Here is a 15,194-nt window from a genome sequence, read left to right on the forward strand (position 1 = left end):
CCCGCGCCGCGCGGGCGCCCCCGCCCGCGCGCGCCCCCGGCCGCCAGGCCCCCCCCCCCCCCCCACCCCCCCCCCCGCGGGGGGGGGGGGGGGGCCCCCCCCCCCGCGGGGGGGCCCCCCCCCCCACCCATGTCCGCACGCTGTCGGTGTGGGTCAGGCGGCGGGCTGGGGCTGGCGCAGTTCGGCCTGGCCGAAGAGGAGGGCGTAGCCGCCGGGGAGCTGGCGCAGGATGCGGGCGAGGAGGTCGGGGCCGGCGAGGCGGGCGATGACGGTCAGGACGGTGCCGGTGTCCCAGCGGGCGGTGGCCGGTGTGGCCCCGGTGCGGGCGGCGAGGTCTTTGACGAAGCCCCACCCGGTGAGGCGCTCGGTATCCGGGATCTGGGCAGTCAGGGTGAGGGCGGCCTCGGCGGGCAGGCGCTGGGCCAGGTCGAGGCATTCGTCGCCCGTGAGCTGGCGACCGAGGGCGGCCAGGACGTGGTGGACGACTTCAGCGGCGCGCTCGCGGGTGGGGTAGACACCCTCATATCGGACGCGCTCCAGGAGCTCGTCGTACGTCATGGCCGTCAGGGAACGTTCCGGACTGGTCTGGGCGTACATGACGGGGATACTGGCCTTTCTCGGTCAAGTCGGGGCTCGGATGGGGTGTGCGTCAGTTGGGTTGGGGGTGGCCGAAGAGGAGGTCGTAGCCGGGCGGAAGCTGGAGCAGGACCTCGCGGGTGAGTACGTCTCCTGCTGCGGCTGCCGTGGTGGAGAGCACGGCGCCGATGTCCCACAGGGCGGTCTTCTCGGTGGCGCCCTCGATCCAGGCCGCGGTCGCACGGACGAACCGCTCCGGCGAGAGGGGTTCGGCTGCCTGGAGGGGGTTGAGGAGGATCAGGGCGTAGGTCTCGGGCAGCCGGGCCGCGAGCTCGGCACGGACGGTGCCGACGAGGTGGGCACCCAGTAGCGCCAGGACGACGCGGGCAACGCGATCGGCTTCGTCCGGGGTTTCGTACTCGCCTCGTTCCTGGACGTGGGCCAGGAACGCTTCCCTGCGCATCGACATCACGTCACCTCCGAGAGAAGGGGTGAAGGGTCAAAGAAGGGGTGCGGAGGGCGGGGTGCCGGAGGGGGGAATCGGCGCTTCCCCGCCCTCCACTGGCCAGCTGGTACGGGGGTCAGCCGGAGATCTGCTTGCGGCCGGACTCGCCGCCGATGCTGATCTTGCGGGGCTTGGCGCGCTCGGCGATCGGGATCCGCAGGGTCAGGACACCCGCGTCGTAGTCGGCCTGGATGCGCTCGGTGTCCAGGGTGTCAGCCAGCATGACCTGCCGGGAGAAGACGCCCAGGGGACGCTCGGAGAGCTCCACCTTCACGCCGTCAGCCTTCGCGACCGGGCGGCGCTCCGCCTTCACGGTCAGCATGTTCCGCTCGACGTCGATGTCGATCGCCTCCGGGCTCACCCCGGGAAGGTCGAAGGCGATCACGTACTCCTCGCCCTCACGGTAGGCGTCCATCGGCATCACCGACGGCTTCGACCACGTGCCCGACGTACCCGACAGCTGCTGGACGATCCGGTCCATCTCGCGGAACGGGTCAGTGCGCATCAACATCGCGAAACACCTCCAGTTGGTTCAGGCAGAAACTGCCAATGCGCTTCAACGTGCTCCCGTTGTAACATGTCATCGAAACGATGACAAGCAGGATGTCACCTGGAGGGTGACATGGATGGGGAGAGCGCCATGACCGAGTCCGACCCGTCGGCACCGCAACCCTCCTTCCCCGCGGCCGCCGTGGCACTGGAGGCCGTCGCCCAGGCCCTCAGAGCCGCGCATCAGCAGTCCTCAGGTACACCGGCGTCCACCGGAGAGCCCCTGTCAGTGGTGGGTCCGGACCCACTGGCCGTACTGCTGATGCTGCGCGAGATCCGTGAGGAGCTCGCGGGCTGGGAGAGCGGCCTGATCGAGACTGCCCGTGGCCGCGGTGCGAGCTGGGCCGACCTCGCAGGTCCCCTCGGCGTCGCTAGCCGCCAGGCCGCCGAGCGCCGATTCCTGCGCCTGCGCCCCGGCACCCCCGGCGCCACCGGCGACCAGCGCGTCCAGGCCACCCGCACCACGCGCGCTGCGGAGCGGACGGTGACCGCCTGGGCCCGCGACAACGCAGCCGACCTGCGCCGCCTCGCCGGCCAGGTCACTTCCCTCACCGGCCTGCCCGCCGCCTCCGACAGCGCCGTGGGAGACCTGAACCAAGCCCTCGCACACGACGACGCCGCCCGCCTCGTCCGCCCACTGGCCGACACCCGACCCCACCTTCGGCCCCAGGACTCCGAGCTCGCCGAACGCATCGACGCCCTGACCCGCCACACCGACCAGCTCCGCCAGGACACCCACGACCAGCGCAGCACGTAACCGCCCTCGCGGACCGACCAACCCGCCGGCACCCCAGGCCACACCAACAACCGGAGGAGCGAACCACCATGGCAGACCATCCTCATCGGGATGAGAACGGTCGGAACATCGCCGTGGAGGTCCTGGAGCGCACCGTCGCGGTCAGGCCCACCGGCGAGATCGACATCGACGTAGCCTCCTCCCTGAAGCTCGCCCTCACCGAAGCCCTCACCCACGCCTCACCCGCCAGACCAACGGCCCCCGCCTGCTTCATAGGCGGGGGTTCGCAGCTGCCCAGTCCTGGCGGGCGCCTTGGATGATCCGGCCCACGATGGCCGGGACCTCACCCGGCTCCGGCGCCGCGGCAGCGGCGGGTGCGGGTGCCGGTGCGGGTGCGGCGGCGCGTGCGGGTGCCGCGGCGAGGACGGCGGCCACCGCCTGGTCCACGCCGACCCCGGCGGCGTGGACGTCGGTGAGGCGGCGGGGCACGTCGATGCCCTGGTGGTGGAGGTGGTCCATGGGGGCGGCGATGTCGGGCCAGGCCGGGGAGGCAAGGATCGCGTCGCGGACGATCCCTTCGGGCATCGTCGCCAGCAGGTGGTCGGCCCACCGGTCGGTGGCCGCGGGCTTGATGGTCGCCGTGTTCGCCTCGACGGCCCGCTGGACGGTGGTGGCGAGGGTTCCGAGGTGGAGCAGGAAGACGCTCATGTCGACGCCGGCCTGCTGGAGCAGGACGAGCTGGCGGGCCATCTGCGGCCAGTCCTCCCCCATCATCAGATCGCCGAGCACGGAGGCGTGAAGGACCGGGCGCAGCTGTGCCTCGGCCCAGCCCGGCGCGATGCAGGCGATGTCCTCCCGAGTTCGTTCTCCTTGCCCTGGCGGGCTTTCTGGGCGGCGCGGCGGACCGCGTCGGTAACCCGGCCCCGCGCAGCCGGCTATACCGGTGAGGGTCCGTGCGGGGCGGGTTGGTCTCTGTGCCGGTTCAGTCCGTCTCCCAGAGGTATTCCAGGGCTCGGACGGTTTGGGCACTGGCGTGGGCTTGGGCCGTGATCCGGGTACGGAGCTCTTCCAGGGCTTTCGGGTAGTGGAGGAGGTGTTCCTCGACGACGGCCCAGCCCGCGGTTCCGTCGCTCTGGGGCAGGGCGATGATGTGGTGGCCGGTGCGGCCGGTGATCAGGACCGCCAGCAGGGCCAGATACTCCCGCTGCAGAACCGGCCCGAAGCCGCCCTCGCCGTCCGGGCCTTCCAAGACAGCAGCATGGCCGCCGGCCAGAAGCATGCACGTCGCGTCGGCGGCCCGGAGCACCGCCTCGAACCCGGGCCGGCCCAGCCGTGCCAGGGCCTCGCGCAGGTAGTCGTCGAGTAAGTCCGACCCCTCACCCTCTGCGCTCACCACACCCCTCACGTACGGCCCGCGTAGCCGTGAACGACATTACGCCCGGGCACGGATACTGTCCGGCGCAACCACGCAAGGCGCCCCGGAGCGCCCCGGCACGCGGGGGCGCACACCCAGCCCTCAGGGCAGCCGGACAAGCACGTGAGGGTGTGTGAAGCACGACCACGGACCGTTCGCCCCAGGGGGACGCGGCACCCGCAGTGCTCGGCAAGCGGGAGGGGGTGGTCCTGACGCCTGCACCGCCGCTCACAGCGAACGCTCCCGCCCAGCCCCCGGCAGCGGAAGGGGACCGGGGTGGCTGGGCAGGAGCTTCAAGGCGTCAGGACCACCAGGCGGCGTTCCGGGCAAGGCCCGTGGTGCGGGCGGGACAGATCCGGACCGGTGTGCATCCCACCCTCACCAACGACCGGAAAGGCCGACGGGCACGGACGCCCTCCACTTCCGGGAATGGCGGATGCGGACACCCCGGCCGCGAGAGTGATCGGTCGCAGTAACGACCGCCGCCATCTTCACACCAGGTATCAGTGGAGGCAGGCGGGTCCTGATCCGCGATGTCGGACTGCGCCCGGTCGACCGCGAAGCGGACGGCGTCGCTGCACTTCGCTTCCCGGTCGACCCGCGGCCGACGTCGCCGCCGCCTGCACCGGACAGGGGCCAACCGTCAACACCGGAGCTCCCACCACCGTGTACTGCACCGCTGAGCGCCTCATCCACAAGGCCGCTCCACCACCCAGCCCTGAGCCGACACCCGGTGGCCTCGGGCGCAGCTCAGGCCACCCCCAGTAGGTGGCGATCCATGCCGCTGTACCGGCTCAGTAATGGAGCCACCTGCTGTGCTCCCGGCACCGCAGGGCAACCAGCTCGACGTCATCCTGGAGAACGTCGGAGGCATGATGCAGGCCGGAGCAGGGGCCGCGAAGGCGGCCGCGCCGCGGGGTCCACGCTGCGCGGGGCAGCCTCCCTATCCGCCCGCGTCGGCGGGGGCGGGGTGGGAGGTAATCGAGCAGCGGCCCGCCGGTCATCCTCGGTGGAAAAGGTCGGGATCACGCAATCGGTGCCGGCCTGCCGCCGGCCTGACGGACCCTCTCGGAGCGGGAACCTCCCGGCCCTCCTGGAGCCATTGCCGTTCCACGGCGTCGTAGATCGGCGAATCCGACACCGACCCACCACCCGGCACCCGGCACCCGGCACCCGGCACCGGCACCGGCACCGGCACCGGCACCGTGAAACCCCTTGGTGGTGGAACGGTTCTCTGGTCCATGAGCAGCCCAACGACCCGCCACGGGACACCGTGCCGGGTCGTAATCCATCCGTCACCTCGCGAGGCCTCGCCCGGATGCGGCCCGCAGCAGGCCCTACACCCGTCGGCGGGCAGCGCGGGCACGCCGGTCACCCGTGCTCGGGGTCTGGGGTCGAGGCGGTGATGAGCGCAGCGGTGAGCGAGTCGATGGCGACGGCCGGCCCCCAAGCTCAGGCCGCGGGGCAGGTCGCGCGCTCGTTCGGCGCCGTGCCCGGAGCCGGAACAGGGCTGGGGCGTCCCGGGCCAGCCGGCTCATGCCCGGAAGAGCGGTGGGGATGGATCAGGCGAGGCGCAGAACGGTCGTGATCGTCTTTCCGCGCGAATGTCTGCGGACGTCCACGCGTGCCGCGAGTCGCTGGATGAGCGGCCAGCCGAAGCCGCCAGGCTGTGCCGGAGCGGCCGCCCGCGTCGTAGGGACGTGCGGGCTCGTATCGCTGACATCCACGAGCAGGGCTTCGCCCATGATCTCGGTGCGGAAGCAGGTGAGGCCGCCGCCGTGCCGGATCGCGTTGGTCACCAGCTCCGAGGTGACCAGGAGCGCGTCCGCGGCCGTCACGCTGTCGAGGCCGACTCCCGCCTGCTGCAGCAGAGCACAGACCTGCCGGCGGGCCTCGGCGGCGGAGCACGGCGCGGAGACGGCGGCCGGGCTGCCCGCGCTGCGTGGTGCGGGCCCGTCGGCTGTGTCTGCTGTGGGCGGGTTCATGCCGTCATCGCCTGCCCCGGGTTGGGCACGGGATGCGGCCACACGCCAAGTCGGTTGAAGAGCGCGGTAGTCAGCACTTGATCGCGCTCTCCAGGCTGTCGGTCATCCGGAACGCGGCCGCGGTGCCGGTGACCTCGAACAGGCGGCGGACGCCCACCTGTAGTGGGCCGGCCAGGACCAGGGACACGCCTGCCGTTTGGTGCAGGTTCTGGGCATCGAGCAGGGCGTGCAGGACGTGGGAGTCCGCGAAGCTGGCGGCCGAGAGATCGACAACCGTACGCGATCTACCGCTTACCGCAGCATCGGCGAGTGCTTGGGCCAGGCCGGGGGCGCTGTCCTCGTCGATGGCTCCGCGCAGGCGGATCAGCGCTATGTCCTCGTGTGTGGCCGTGGTGACCACCGATTCGTCTCCCATCACAGCAGGCATCCTCCTACATCCGGCGGCGTCCCCGGAAAGCGGAGGAGTATCCCGATCACACGGCCCGTCCGTGGCCCGCGGACTCCAGCCCCGGCTGCCTCTTACGTCTCTACGCGATTCCCGGGCCACGATCACTCAACGTGTTTAGACGCTCTAATTCCGGTAACAACAAGTAGCTACAGGCAGTCAGAACCCGACGGAAGGCAGGAACATGACCCTCGTTACCGTGCTCATCCTCGTCGCGGTCGCCCTCTTCGTCGCCCTGCTGGCCTTGGCCCCCAGCGCGCCCACCCGGCGCAGCCCCTTCCCCGGCCGCCGCCAGCGGACCACCCACCGCCGCACCACACCGCGCCCCGGCCGCCTCCCCCACCAGCGGAGCCTGCACCACCACGCCCGCTGACCACGACCGCGCCCCCCACTTCACCCGTGCAACAGGCGTCGGCAGCTGCACCGTCCGGTGCTGCCCCGTGCCGGGCAAGCGGCCATCGGCACGCGGCCGACACGACCCGATGCCGTACGGCGGGGTTTGCGGTCCGGGATCGGGAGCAGGCGTGTGGTCACGACCAATCCGGTACTACACGAGGAGGTCCCGATGTCGGGCACGGAGAAGGCCAAGGCACACGCCGAGCAGACCAAGGGCAAGGCCAAGGAAGCCATGGGCCGCATGGCCGGAAACGAGCGGATGACCGCCGAAGGCCACGCCGACCAGGCCAAGGGCAACGCCCGCCAGGCCAAGGAAGACGTCAAGGACACCTTCCGCCACTAACCACACCCACGACGGACCACCGTCACCCGCTGGGCCCCGACCCCCTCCCCCCGGAGTCGGGGCCCAGCCACGTGCAGGAGGGGAAGACCGTGAAACTCGTCAAGATCGCTTTCATCGCCCTCGTCCTAGGGCTGGCAGCCTTGTACGGCCGGGCCATCGCCGACTAGCCCCTGGCAGATGGCGGCGAGGGAGACCTCGGTCGCCTCGGCCGGGGAGCTGTCGAGGACTACGCCGGCCTCGTCCTCCTGGCCCCCGCTGGAAGTTCGGGTCCGGTTCCACGCCTCCGTTCTAGTGGTCGTCGCAACACCCCAACTCAGGGGATGCGATGGACTTCGAAGTTCGAGTGGCCGTGGCGGTACACCGAGGCCCAGAGCCGGCGTTCGCCTGCGAGCCCGAGAACGACGCCCCTTCGCGCTACCTGCGCGAGGCGGGCCGGGTCCACATAGCCGACCGCATGCGGCCCATCGGCGAGCAAGGGCTATGGCCTCGGCCGAAGGTCGTCCGGAACCCGGGACTCCCGTCCAGCATCACCTACCCCTGCGCGGTAGTCCCGGGCAGATCTGCCACGCTCTGCGCAGACGCTTCCCCGCCCGACCTGAGATGCACATGGTTCACGAGACGATCCACCGAGCTATCTACGTCCAAGGCCGCGGCGAGCTGAAGCGGGCCTGAACCGCGCTTTGCTGACCTTTCCAACGGCCACGGATCCGCCGAGTCCTTGACCTTGGACCAGGGCACGCGGTGCAGGAGCACTTACGGAGCAGTTTTTCAGCGCCTGGCTCTCCAGCGTGCTTCAGCTCCATACCCGCTTGATCTCGGTGGCGAGGGTGCGGCCTTGCTGTCGGCCTGCGTCGGTGGCGGCGCGGGCGCGGGTGGGGTCGTAGGGGTTGGGGCCGATGGCGTCGCGGGCTGCAGCATCGGGAGTGGGTGGGGCGCTTCCTTCCACCGGGTCCCCCAGCCCGCGCCCTACAGGCTTGGCCCAGGCTTACGGCGGACGATCGGGGGCATCCGGTCTGCGTAGCGGCGAGGCGCCGAGGGGTGGCCGACGTACATGTGCCGTGGGCAGCGCGCCGAGGAAGACCCGCACGCATGCCGTACCCGGGGCGGCAAGTGCTTCACCGAGAAAAAGGATCCGTGGTGAACCCACCTCCCATGTCTGACCCGCGCGGATGGCTCGCCCGTACCAAGCTGGGCCTCACCGGCCTCAGTGAGCGCCGGGCGCAACTCCACGCCCAGCAGGAAGCGGCGTACCTCGAGGCGTGGGACGACGCCATCCAGATCGAGGAGCGGCGTTCCGACCGGGTCGCGGCCCGGGACGCGGCCGCGGCGGTGCCGTGGGGCGTGCGGGTGGCCGCTGAGGTGGGCTGGCGGTTGCTGGTGCTGGCCGCCACCGTCTGGGTACTGATGCGGGTCATCGGCGCAGTTCGTCTGGTCGTGCTGGCCTTCGCCGTCGCTCTGCTGATCACCGCCCTCTTGCAGCCGACCGTCGCGCGGCTGCAACGGCACGGGCTGCCGAGGGCGCTGGCCACCGCGCTGACCGCGATCTGCGGGTTCGCCGTGCTGGGGCTGGCCGGATGGTTCGTCATCTGGCAAGTGCTTGCCAACATCGGCGATCTCTCCGAGCGGGTGCAGGAGGGCATCGGCGAGCTGAAGCAATGGCTCATCAACAGCCCGCTGCACGTCACGGAAGGGCAGATCAACGACGTCGCCGACCGGCTGAGCAGCAGTATCGGGACGAGCACGAGCGAGATCACCTCAACCGGTCTCCAGGGCGTGACGGTGCTGGTCGAGATCATGACCGGGCTGTTGCTCGCCATGTTCTCCACGCTCTTCCTGCTCTACGACGGCAGGCGCATCTGGGAGTGGACGCTGAAGCTGGTCCCGGCGTCGGCCCGGCCGAGCCTGGCGGGCGCCGGCCCTCGCGCCTGGCGGACGCTCACCGCGTACGTCCGGGGCACCGTGATCGTCGCCCTGATCGACGCCGTCTTCATCGGCGTGGGCATCTACTTCCTCGACGTACCGCTCGCCGTCCCCATCGCGGTCGTGATCTTCCTGGCCTCCTTCGTGCCTCTCGTCGGCGCCGTCGCCTCGGGCGCGCTGGCCGTCGTCGTCGCCCTCGTCACCCAAGGCGTCTTCACCGCGCTCATGGCCCTGGTGATCGTCCTGGTGGTCCAGCAGATCGAGGGACACGTACTGCAGCCGTTCATCCTCGGCCGAGCCGTGCGGGTGCACCCGCTGGCCGTGGTCCTGGCCGTGGCCACCGGCGGCATCGTCGCGGGAATCGGCGGAGCGGTCGTAGCGGTACCCCTGGTCGCGGTCGGCAACACCGTCATCGGATATCTCCGTGCGCGCGTCATAGCGGGGCCGGCGGCGACGGTGCGTACAGCCGCTGCCGACGAGGACGCCGCCGCTCCCGGCCCCGCCGACGTCGAAACCGGTGGTGCGGCCGATGCCAGTACGGACGTTTCCCCCGAAGGCGGCACACAACCGGGCCCGATGGGGCGAAGCTGACCGCATCGGTCGGCGCCGACCGCGTGGGGCGGCGCCGACCGCGTGGTCAGGGCATGGTCTGTCTGCTCCACCAGGCGTCTCACCAGTGCGAAGTCCGGATGCTGCTGCCACGAGGTGTCCGTGCCCAGATGGTTCAGGTGCGCGCCAAGGGCCTTCTGGACCCGGCTGTCGCCGAGTTGCTGCATGCGGGCGGCCGGCAGTGGGCACTGACGGGCACTGATGAGGAGGCCCACCTCGTGCTCGGGCAGCACGTCTTGGACCATCGACGACACCGCCGAAGCCAGGGCACGGGTGGGGCTTGGGGCAGGGGTCGCGGGTCGCCGCAGGTGGAGATACGGGGTGGATTGCCTGCCGCCGCGGTGGTCGGCAGCGCGACTTGGTCGACGCCGACCCCGGCTGTGTGCATGCCCACGAGGATCCGGGCGACGCCGATGCCCTTGGCGAGGAGCCGGCCCATCGCGGCCGCTATATCCCGCCAGGCCGGGATGGGCCGACCGGGCCGGCGCCGGTGTGGCAGGGTCCTTGCCGAGCTTCCCCTCCGTGCCCGTTCGTCGATGGGCCGCATTCACCCCACGAACGACCGGGCAGAGCACTCCATTCCTGTGGCCGAGAGCGTGTCCGGACGTGTCAGAGCATGCGGCCGGCCGGGTGCCCGCCGGGATCATCCGCCAGCCCTATGGTGACTTTCACCCGCTTGCCCACGGGCTCGCGGCGCACCTCGAAGCTGCGGCACGCCGCCATCGCGATCTCCAAGCCGTGCTGCCCGACCCGGCTCGGATCAGCTGGGCTCACCGCCGGCAGCTGCGCGGCGGTGTCCCACACGCTGATCTCCACGGCGCCGTCGTGGACTTCCAGGTCCACCAGGCACGGACCGGGCGCATATTTGTAGGCGTTGGTCACCAACTCGCTGACCACCAGCTCCACCATGCTCATCGCCCGGTCCGACACCGGAACCCCGTGGACGGCCTGCACCGCGGTCATGAAACTGCGGGCGGCACGCCTGGCCCCGGCGATCGGTTCACTGCCGTCCAGGGCCATCGCCGTCACGATCGGGTGGCCGGCCAGCGACTCACACTCGTCTTGGGGCACCACAGCAGCCATACGCCACCCTCATCCAGAGCAAGCCACACGGCTGCTCCCGGCCGGATACCCCGAAACCGCAGCCATACACAAGATCACACAACGAAGAGCTGACCGCCCTGTGGCACGGAAGACCAGTACGGCTCCCCCTCAGATGAGGGGGAGCCGTACTGGTCGGGTCAGGTGCCGGGCGGTTCAGGCGTGGCTGTGGTGGCGCTTGTTGCCGGTGACGAGCCGGTAGAGCGCGAGGAGGATGACCGAGCCGATGATCGCGGCGATCCAGGTCGAGAGGTCGAAGAACCCGTCGATCGAATCGACACCGAAGATCACCTTGCCGAGCCAGCCGCCGAGCAGGCCGCCCGCGATGCCGATGAGCATGGTGATGACGATCCCGCCCGGGTCCTTACCCGGCATCAGCGCCTTCGCGATGAAGCCCGCGAGCAGGCCGATCAGGATCCAGGCAATGATGCCCATGCGCTTCTCCTACCTCGATGTGTAAAGCCGGTGTCAGCACTCGTCTGTACCGCGGGGAGGATTCGAAACGTCCTGATCGTGTGATCATCTCGATTCCGGTTCAGGTGGCGGTCAGGACGAGGACTGCTTGGTCGTCGTCGATGGTGCGGCCGTGAGTGAAGGTGCGGACGGCGTGGACGACGGTGTCGATGACGTCCTGTGCGGCCGGCTGGAGCGGTGTGTCGTCGAGGGCTGTGGCCAGGCGTTCTTCGCCGAACTGTGTACCGCTGTCGCTGCGTGCCTCGGTGATGCCGTCGGTGTAGAGCAGAAGGCTCTCGTGCGGGTCCAGATGCAGGTGGTGGACGCGCATCTCGGGTTCGGGGGTGATGCCGAGGAGGAGACCGGGTGTCTCGACGGTGCGAGCGGTGTTGGCGCTGTCGAGGTGGATGGGGTGGGTGTGGCCGGCGCGCACGAGGTCGATGTCGAGGCCGTGGTCGGTGGGGGTGAGCTGGCCGTAGACGAGGGTGACGAAGCCGGTGCCGTGGCCGGCGGGGCGTTTGATCAGGGCCGTGTTGATGGCCTGGACGACGGTGTCGGGGCCGGGCAGGAGTGGGGCGACGGCACGGGCGGTGTGGCGGACCAGCGCGGTGGTGGTGGCTGCGATGGCGCCGCGGCCGCAGACGTCGCCGAGGAGGAAGGCCCAGCGGCCGTCGTCGAGGGGGAAGATGTCGTAGAAGTCGCCGCCGATATTGAGGCCTTCACCGGCGGGGTGGTAGTAGGTGGCGACGTCGGCGCCGGGCACGGCGGGCAGGTCGGGCAGCAGGAGGCCGGCCTGCAGGTCGCGGGCGAGGGCGGCGCGCTGGGTGTACTGGCGGGCGTTGCGGACGGCGGAGGAGGCACGTCGGGCGAGTTCCTCGGCGAGGGCCACGGTGTGGCCGTCGAAGGAGTTCGTGCCGGTGGACAGCAGGGTCATGGCGCCGAAGGCGGTGCCGCGGTCCATCAGGGGGACGCACAGGTAGCCGGTGACGTCCAGTTCCTGCCAGGGGCCGGGCCCGGTCGGGGTTCGGCGGGCCACTTCGCTGATGCCGGAGGCCAGGACCCGGGCGACCGCGTCGTCGGTGGCGTCGTAGACGGGGATGTGGGAGGCCAGCAGGTCGTGCTGGCGCTGGTCGGGGGCGGCGGCCGCGACGCGGCGCACCCGCCCGCCCTCGACGGTGTCCACCGCGCACAGCGGGGCGAGCCGGGGGATGCAGGAGTCGGCGAGGCGGGCCAGGGCCTGGGCGACGTCCAGGTCGCTGGACAGGGCGGTGCTGGCGTCGAGGAGGAAGGCGAGGTCGGCGCGGGCCGCCTTCTCCCGGTCTTCGGCGGCCTGGCGTGCCTGTTCGGCGTGCGCGCGTTCGATGGCGAGCGCGGCGGTGTCGGCGAAGACCCGGGCCAGGGCCAGGTCGGCTGCCTGGGGGGCGCGCGGGGTGCGGTGGTACATCGCGAAGGTGCCCAGCAGGGAGCCGTCGCGGGCCAGGATCGGTGTGGACCAGCACGCGGCGAGGCCGGCCTTGTCCGCCAGGTCGCGGAAGTCGTCCCAGAAGGGGTCGGTGGCGATGTCGCAGACGCTGACCCGCTGGCGGCGGTGGGCGGCGGTGCCGCAGGAGCCGACGCCTTCGCCGGTGGCGATGCCGTCGATGGCCCGGTTGTAGAAGTCGGGCAGGCTGGGGGCCGCACCGTGGCGAAGGTGGTGACCGTCCGCGTCGGCCAGGAGAACGGAGACCAGTACTTCCTCGGGCGCGAGTTCCTCGATGGCGCGGGCCATTCCGTCCAGGACGTCGGGCAGGGGGGCCTGGCGGGCGATCTGCTCCAGCAGGACGCGGTGCTCGGCGGTCAGCCGGGCGGCGTGCCTGACCTGAGTGGTCTCCACCCCGGTCACCTGAACGCCCATGGTGCTGCCGCCGGCATCCAGGCGGGGCTCGCAGGTGAAGTCGAAGAACGCTTCGACGCTTTCGGCGCCTTGGAAGGACAGGAGCCGGGTGTTGCGCGAGCTGAACGCTCTGCCGGTGCGGTAAGCCCGGTCCAGGAGGCCGATGAATCCCTGCTCGACGAGGTGGGGCATCAGCTGCCCCAGCGGCGCCCCGGCGCCTGTGGGCTCGATGCCACCGATCACGGTGAAGAACTCGGTGTTCGCCGTCTCCAGCATGTGCGCGGGGCCGGCGAGGGAGGCGAAGACGGCTCTCGACTCCCCGAACAGCAGCCGCAGGTCGTCCTCCGGCTCGGGCAGTGCCGGCCGGGGTCCGGCCTCGGGGTGTTGTCCCGGTACAGCCGTCATGTGCGCATTCCTTCATCCGGCTGTACTGGAGCGTTGGCGGCGCCTGCCGCCAGAGCCTGGGGCGTGTCGGCGTACACCGTAAAGAGGTGGTTCAGGCCAGTGATCGCGAACAGCCGGGCAGTGGCGGTCGGCACCGATGCGAGGCGCAAGACCCGGCCGTCCGCCGACAGCCGTTGGTAGAGCTGGACCAGTGCGCCGATGCCCGAGGAGTCGCAGAACGTCAGAGCCGAGCAGTCGACCACGACCGGCCCCTCCTGGCGGCCGCCCGCGAGCTCTTTCTCGGCGGCGTCTCGCAGCTGCACCACGCTGTCGAAGTCGAGGTCCCCACGCAGCCCGAACACCACGGCCCGGGCGTCATGCCTTACATCGACCGAGAACATCCTCAGCATCCTCCGGGTGGCGCGCCTGCAACAGGTCCTCATGGTAGAGACCACTCAGGCGGAGCTGACGCCACGGGGTGGCAGGGTCGGAGCGGGAGCCCGGGTTCGCTGCCCCTGCACGCATCAGCACGGTCAGGCCCGAGCAGTCGCAGAAGTCAACGCCCGACATGTCCAGGAGCAGAGACCGGCCGGGGCCCGGCCGGGCGGCATCGACGGCGTCCTGGAGCTGAGGGGCGGTATCGAGATCGATCTCTCCGCTGACCGTCAGCAGCATGGTGCCGGCGAGAGCGCTGACGCGGATCCGCAAGGTGGGTTCTGTCAACGTGTCACCTCCGCGCCCGAGGACAAGGCGAGATATTCGCGGATCTTGCCCCTGACCATCGGCCGGGCATCGCCCAGGGTGAAAGGCAGCCCGGGGAACGCCTCGACCAGCTCGAGTGCGGACAGCGGCGGCCCGATCGGCACCGCGACCCTGCCCTGCTCGTTCTCCTCCCAGGGCTCATCCAGCACGGCGCGAACCCTGCGCACCTGCCCGTTGACCACGTAGACCATGGCACGCAGCAGGGAGCGTTTGTCCTGCGCGATGATGAACCACATCCGGTCGGCGTCTCGCTGGGCCGGGCTGTTCTCGTCACCGAGTTCGCCGTAGACGCGGCCGTCGGGGCCCACCTTGTCGGTGTTGTTGCCCCGGTAGAGGACCAGGGCCAGGTCGGTGGCGCGCTCCCGGGCCCGGACCGTCTTGGGATCCAGCCGCAGCAGGGACGCGGCCTCCTTCACCCCGCCCGAGGCCAGCACCAGTGCGCGCATGACCGAGGCGTGCCGCAGGCCCAGCTCGTACTGCTGTTTTTCAATGTCGTGCAGCTCGTCGACAAGTTCCCACATACGGTCCCTCGAAATGGTCTGGATACAGTTCCTCTCCATTGCGGACTGTCCTCGTCCACCGCCCTTGTCAATGACGTAGAAACACCGGTAGGCCATTGAGGCCGGGCTGCGACGGGAGCCGACGCAGGCACGCCTGTCGGGGGAACCGATGACGGGGCCCGCCGGCGGCGCGGATCCGAAGGGGTGCGGTAGCACGACGCGGCACGGCCCTGGTGATCCCGGGCAAGCCTTTCGCGATCGGCCCGTTTGCGAGAGCTGCCAGCGGCCATACGAGGTTTCGTACGTCGTTTCCACCATGAGGGAGTGATCAGCTGTGTCTGGTGAGCAGAAGGCCGAGGCGAAGGTCGAGCAGGCCAAGGGCAAGCTCAAGGAGACCGCCGGCCGCCTGACGGGCAACGAGCGACTGACCGCTGAGGGCCGCGCGGAGCAGGCCACGGGTGACGCCCGGCAGGCCAAGGAGAAGGTCAAGGACGTCTTCAAGCACTGATCGTCATGGGTCGGGGGGGGGGGCCCGCCGGGGGGGGGGGGCCCCCCCCCATGTGACCCGCCGGGATTGAGGGGGGCGGGGGGGGGCGCGGGCGCGGGGGGGGTGCGCCGGCCCCCGTATTGGCCGGCCGCCGGG

Annotated in this window: 19 protein-coding genes; 5 read left to right on the forward strand and 14 right to left on the reverse strand. The window is 70.8% G+C overall.

Translation table 11 applies throughout. The features are described 5' to 3' along the window. Positions 1–153: 153 nt before the first annotated feature. From ACIA8F_RS12610 to ACIA8F_RS12620, 3 genes are all read right to left on the reverse strand, one after another. Positions 154–597 (reverse strand): DUF2267 domain-containing protein, encoded by a 444-nt coding sequence (locus tag ACIA8F_RS12610; RefSeq protein WP_399378298.1) that lies wholly within the window; start codon positions 595–597, stop codon positions 154–156. Between the two features lie 52 nt (positions 598–649). Further along, positions 650–1,045, reverse strand: a complete 396-nt coding sequence (locus ACIA8F_RS12615; RefSeq protein WP_399378299.1) for a DUF2267 domain-containing protein — start codon at positions 1,043–1,045, stop codon at positions 650–652. A 112-nt stretch (positions 1,046–1,157) separates the two neighbouring features. Beyond that, on the reverse strand, positions 1,158–1,592 hold the full coding sequence (locus tag ACIA8F_RS12620; RefSeq protein WP_399378300.1) for an Hsp20/alpha crystallin family protein: 435 nt from the start codon (positions 1,590–1,592) through the stop codon (positions 1,158–1,160). Between the two features lie 129 nt (positions 1,593–1,721). On the opposite strand from ACIA8F_RS12620, the gene ACIA8F_RS12625 reads away from it, so the two are divergent. Then, positions 1,722–2,387: an HSP18 transcriptional regulator gene (locus ACIA8F_RS12625; RefSeq protein WP_399378301.1), complete on the forward strand. Its 666-nt coding sequence runs from the start codon at positions 1,722–1,724 to the stop codon at positions 2,385–2,387. Positions 2,388–2,636: 249 nt separating this feature from the next. On the opposite strand, the gene ACIA8F_RS12630 is transcribed toward ACIA8F_RS12625, so the two are convergent. The 4 genes from ACIA8F_RS12630 to ACIA8F_RS12645 form a co-directional block, all read right to left on the reverse strand. Further along, positions 2,637–3,155 carry a hypothetical protein gene (locus ACIA8F_RS12630; RefSeq protein WP_399378302.1) on the reverse strand — a complete coding sequence of 173 codons (519 nt, stop codon included), beginning with the start codon at positions 3,153–3,155 and terminating at the stop codon, positions 2,637–2,639. 193 nt (positions 3,156–3,348) lie between these two features. After that, complete coding sequence (locus ACIA8F_RS12635; RefSeq protein WP_399378303.1) at positions 3,349–3,759, reverse strand: hypothetical protein; 411 nt, start codon at positions 3,757–3,759, stop codon at positions 3,349–3,351. Positions 3,760–5,342: 1,583 nt separating this feature from the next. Next, positions 5,343–5,765 carry an ATP-binding protein gene (locus tag ACIA8F_RS12640; protein ID WP_399378304.1) on the reverse strand — a complete coding sequence of 141 codons (423 nt, stop codon included), beginning with the start codon at positions 5,763–5,765 and terminating at the stop codon, positions 5,343–5,345. A 70-nt stretch (positions 5,766–5,835) separates the two neighbouring features. After that, complete coding sequence (locus tag ACIA8F_RS12645) at positions 5,836–6,180, reverse strand: STAS domain-containing protein (RefSeq protein WP_399378305.1); 345 nt, start codon at positions 6,178–6,180, stop codon at positions 5,836–5,838. 214 nt (positions 6,181–6,394) lie between these two features. On the opposite strand from ACIA8F_RS12645, the gene ACIA8F_RS12650 reads away from it, so the two are divergent. Further along, positions 6,395–6,583: a hypothetical protein gene (locus ACIA8F_RS12650; protein WP_399378306.1), complete on the forward strand. Its 189-nt coding sequence runs from the start codon at positions 6,395–6,397 to the stop codon at positions 6,581–6,583. Positions 6,584–6,775: 192 nt separating this feature from the next. Continuing rightward, a complete protein-coding gene (locus ACIA8F_RS12655; RefSeq protein ID WP_399378307.1) occupies positions 6,776–6,949 on the forward strand; it encodes a CsbD family protein in 174 nt (57 codons plus the stop codon). 793 nt (positions 6,950–7,742) lie between these two features. On the opposite strand, the gene ACIA8F_RS12660 is transcribed toward ACIA8F_RS12655, so the two are convergent. Next, a complete protein-coding gene (locus ACIA8F_RS12660) occupies positions 7,743–7,895 on the reverse strand; it encodes a hypothetical protein (RefSeq protein WP_399378308.1) in 153 nt (50 codons plus the stop codon). A 206-nt stretch (positions 7,896–8,101) separates the two neighbouring features. Between ACIA8F_RS12660 and ACIA8F_RS12665 the strand changes: the two genes are divergently transcribed. Next, the gene (locus ACIA8F_RS12665) at positions 8,102–9,460 is read left to right on the forward strand and encodes an AI-2E family transporter (RefSeq protein ID WP_399378309.1); all 1,359 of its coding nucleotides are present in this window, start codon (positions 8,102–8,104) and stop codon (positions 9,458–9,460) included. 627 nt (positions 9,461–10,087) lie between these two features. Here the strand turns inward: ACIA8F_RS12665 and ACIA8F_RS12670 are convergent. From ACIA8F_RS12670 to ACIA8F_RS12695, 6 genes are all read right to left on the reverse strand, one after another. Further along, the gene (locus ACIA8F_RS12670) at positions 10,088–10,561 is read right to left on the reverse strand and encodes an ATP-binding protein (RefSeq protein ID WP_399378310.1); all 474 of its coding nucleotides are present in this window, start codon (positions 10,559–10,561) and stop codon (positions 10,088–10,090) included. A gap of 174 nt (positions 10,562–10,735) precedes the next feature. After that, a complete protein-coding gene (locus tag ACIA8F_RS12675; protein ID WP_399378311.1) occupies positions 10,736–11,014 on the reverse strand; it encodes a GlsB/YeaQ/YmgE family stress response membrane protein in 279 nt (92 codons plus the stop codon). A gap of 100 nt (positions 11,015–11,114) precedes the next feature. Continuing rightward, on the reverse strand, positions 11,115–13,310 hold the full coding sequence (locus ACIA8F_RS12680; RefSeq protein WP_399378312.1) for a SpoIIE family protein phosphatase: 2,196 nt from the start codon (positions 13,308–13,310) through the stop codon (positions 11,115–11,117). Further along, on the reverse strand, positions 13,307–13,690 hold the full coding sequence (locus ACIA8F_RS12685; RefSeq protein ID WP_399378313.1) for an STAS domain-containing protein: 384 nt from the start codon (positions 13,688–13,690) through the stop codon (positions 13,307–13,309). The genes ACIA8F_RS12680 and ACIA8F_RS12685 overlap by 4 nt, the downstream gene beginning before the upstream one ends. Further along, positions 13,665–14,012 (reverse strand): STAS domain-containing protein, encoded by a 348-nt coding sequence (locus tag ACIA8F_RS12690; protein ID WP_399378314.1) that lies wholly within the window; start codon positions 14,010–14,012, stop codon positions 13,665–13,667. The genes ACIA8F_RS12685 and ACIA8F_RS12690 overlap by 26 nt, the downstream gene beginning before the upstream one ends. Next, complete coding sequence (locus ACIA8F_RS12695; protein WP_399378315.1) at positions 14,009–14,572, reverse strand: hypothetical protein; 564 nt, start codon at positions 14,570–14,572, stop codon at positions 14,009–14,011. The genes ACIA8F_RS12690 and ACIA8F_RS12695 overlap by 4 nt, the downstream gene beginning before the upstream one ends. A 313-nt stretch (positions 14,573–14,885) precedes the next feature. Between ACIA8F_RS12695 and ACIA8F_RS12700 the strand changes: the two genes are divergently transcribed. After that, entirely contained in the window at positions 14,886–15,059 is a 174-nt protein-coding gene (locus ACIA8F_RS12700) for a CsbD family protein (protein WP_202203328.1), read from the forward strand. Positions 15,060–15,194 lie beyond the last annotated feature (135 nt).

Origin of the sequence: Streptomyces sp. NPDC051563 (assembly GCF_044454225.1) — a bacterium.
In the GTDB taxonomy this organism is placed as follows: domain Bacteria; phylum Actinomycetota; class Actinomycetes; order Streptomycetales; family Streptomycetaceae; genus Streptomyces.

Bases quoted from the DNA above. Each gene is read 5' to 3' on its own strand.
- ACIA8F_RS12610 (WP_399378298.1), bottom strand. From the start codon at position 597: ATGTACGCCCAGACCAGTCCGGAACGTTCCCTGACGGCCATGACGTAC.
- ACIA8F_RS12615 (WP_399378299.1), bottom strand. From the start codon at position 1,045: ATGTCGATGCGCAGGGAAGCGTTCCTGGCCCACGTCCAGGAACGAGGC.
- ACIA8F_RS12620 (WP_399378300.1), bottom strand. From the start codon at position 1,592: ATGTTGATGCGCACTGACCCGTTCCGCGAGATGGACCGGATCGTCCAG.
- ACIA8F_RS12625 (WP_399378301.1), top strand. From the start codon at position 1,722: ATGACCGAGTCCGACCCGTCGGCACCGCAACCCTCCTTCCCCGCGGCC.
- ACIA8F_RS12640 (WP_399378304.1), bottom strand. From the start codon at position 5,765: ATGAACCCGCCCACAGCAGACACAGCCGACGGGCCCGCACCACGCAGC.
- ACIA8F_RS12645 (WP_399378305.1), bottom strand. From the start codon at position 6,180: ATGGGAGACGAATCGGTGGTCACCACGGCCACACACGAGGACATAGCG.
- ACIA8F_RS12650 (WP_399378306.1), top strand. From the start codon at position 6,395: ATGACCCTCGTTACCGTGCTCATCCTCGTCGCGGTCGCCCTCTTCGTC.
- ACIA8F_RS12655 (WP_399378307.1), top strand. From the start codon at position 6,776: ATGTCGGGCACGGAGAAGGCCAAGGCACACGCCGAGCAGACCAAGGGC.
- ACIA8F_RS12665 (WP_399378309.1), top strand. From the start codon at position 8,102: ATGTCTGACCCGCGCGGATGGCTCGCCCGTACCAAGCTGGGCCTCACC.
- ACIA8F_RS12670 (WP_399378310.1), bottom strand. From the start codon at position 10,561: ATGGCTGCTGTGGTGCCCCAAGACGAGTGTGAGTCGCTGGCCGGCCAC.
- ACIA8F_RS12675 (WP_399378311.1), bottom strand. From the start codon at position 11,014: ATGGGCATCATTGCCTGGATCCTGATCGGCCTGCTCGCGGGCTTCATC.
- ACIA8F_RS12680 (WP_399378312.1), bottom strand. From the start codon at position 13,310: ATGACGGCTGTACCGGGACAACACCCCGAGGCCGGACCCCGGCCGGCA.
- ACIA8F_RS12685 (WP_399378313.1), bottom strand. From the start codon at position 13,690: ATGTTCTCGGTCGATGTAAGGCATGACGCCCGGGCCGTGGTGTTCGGG.
- ACIA8F_RS12695 (WP_399378315.1), bottom strand. From the start codon at position 14,572: ATGTGGGAACTTGTCGACGAGCTGCACGACATTGAAAAACAGCAGTAC.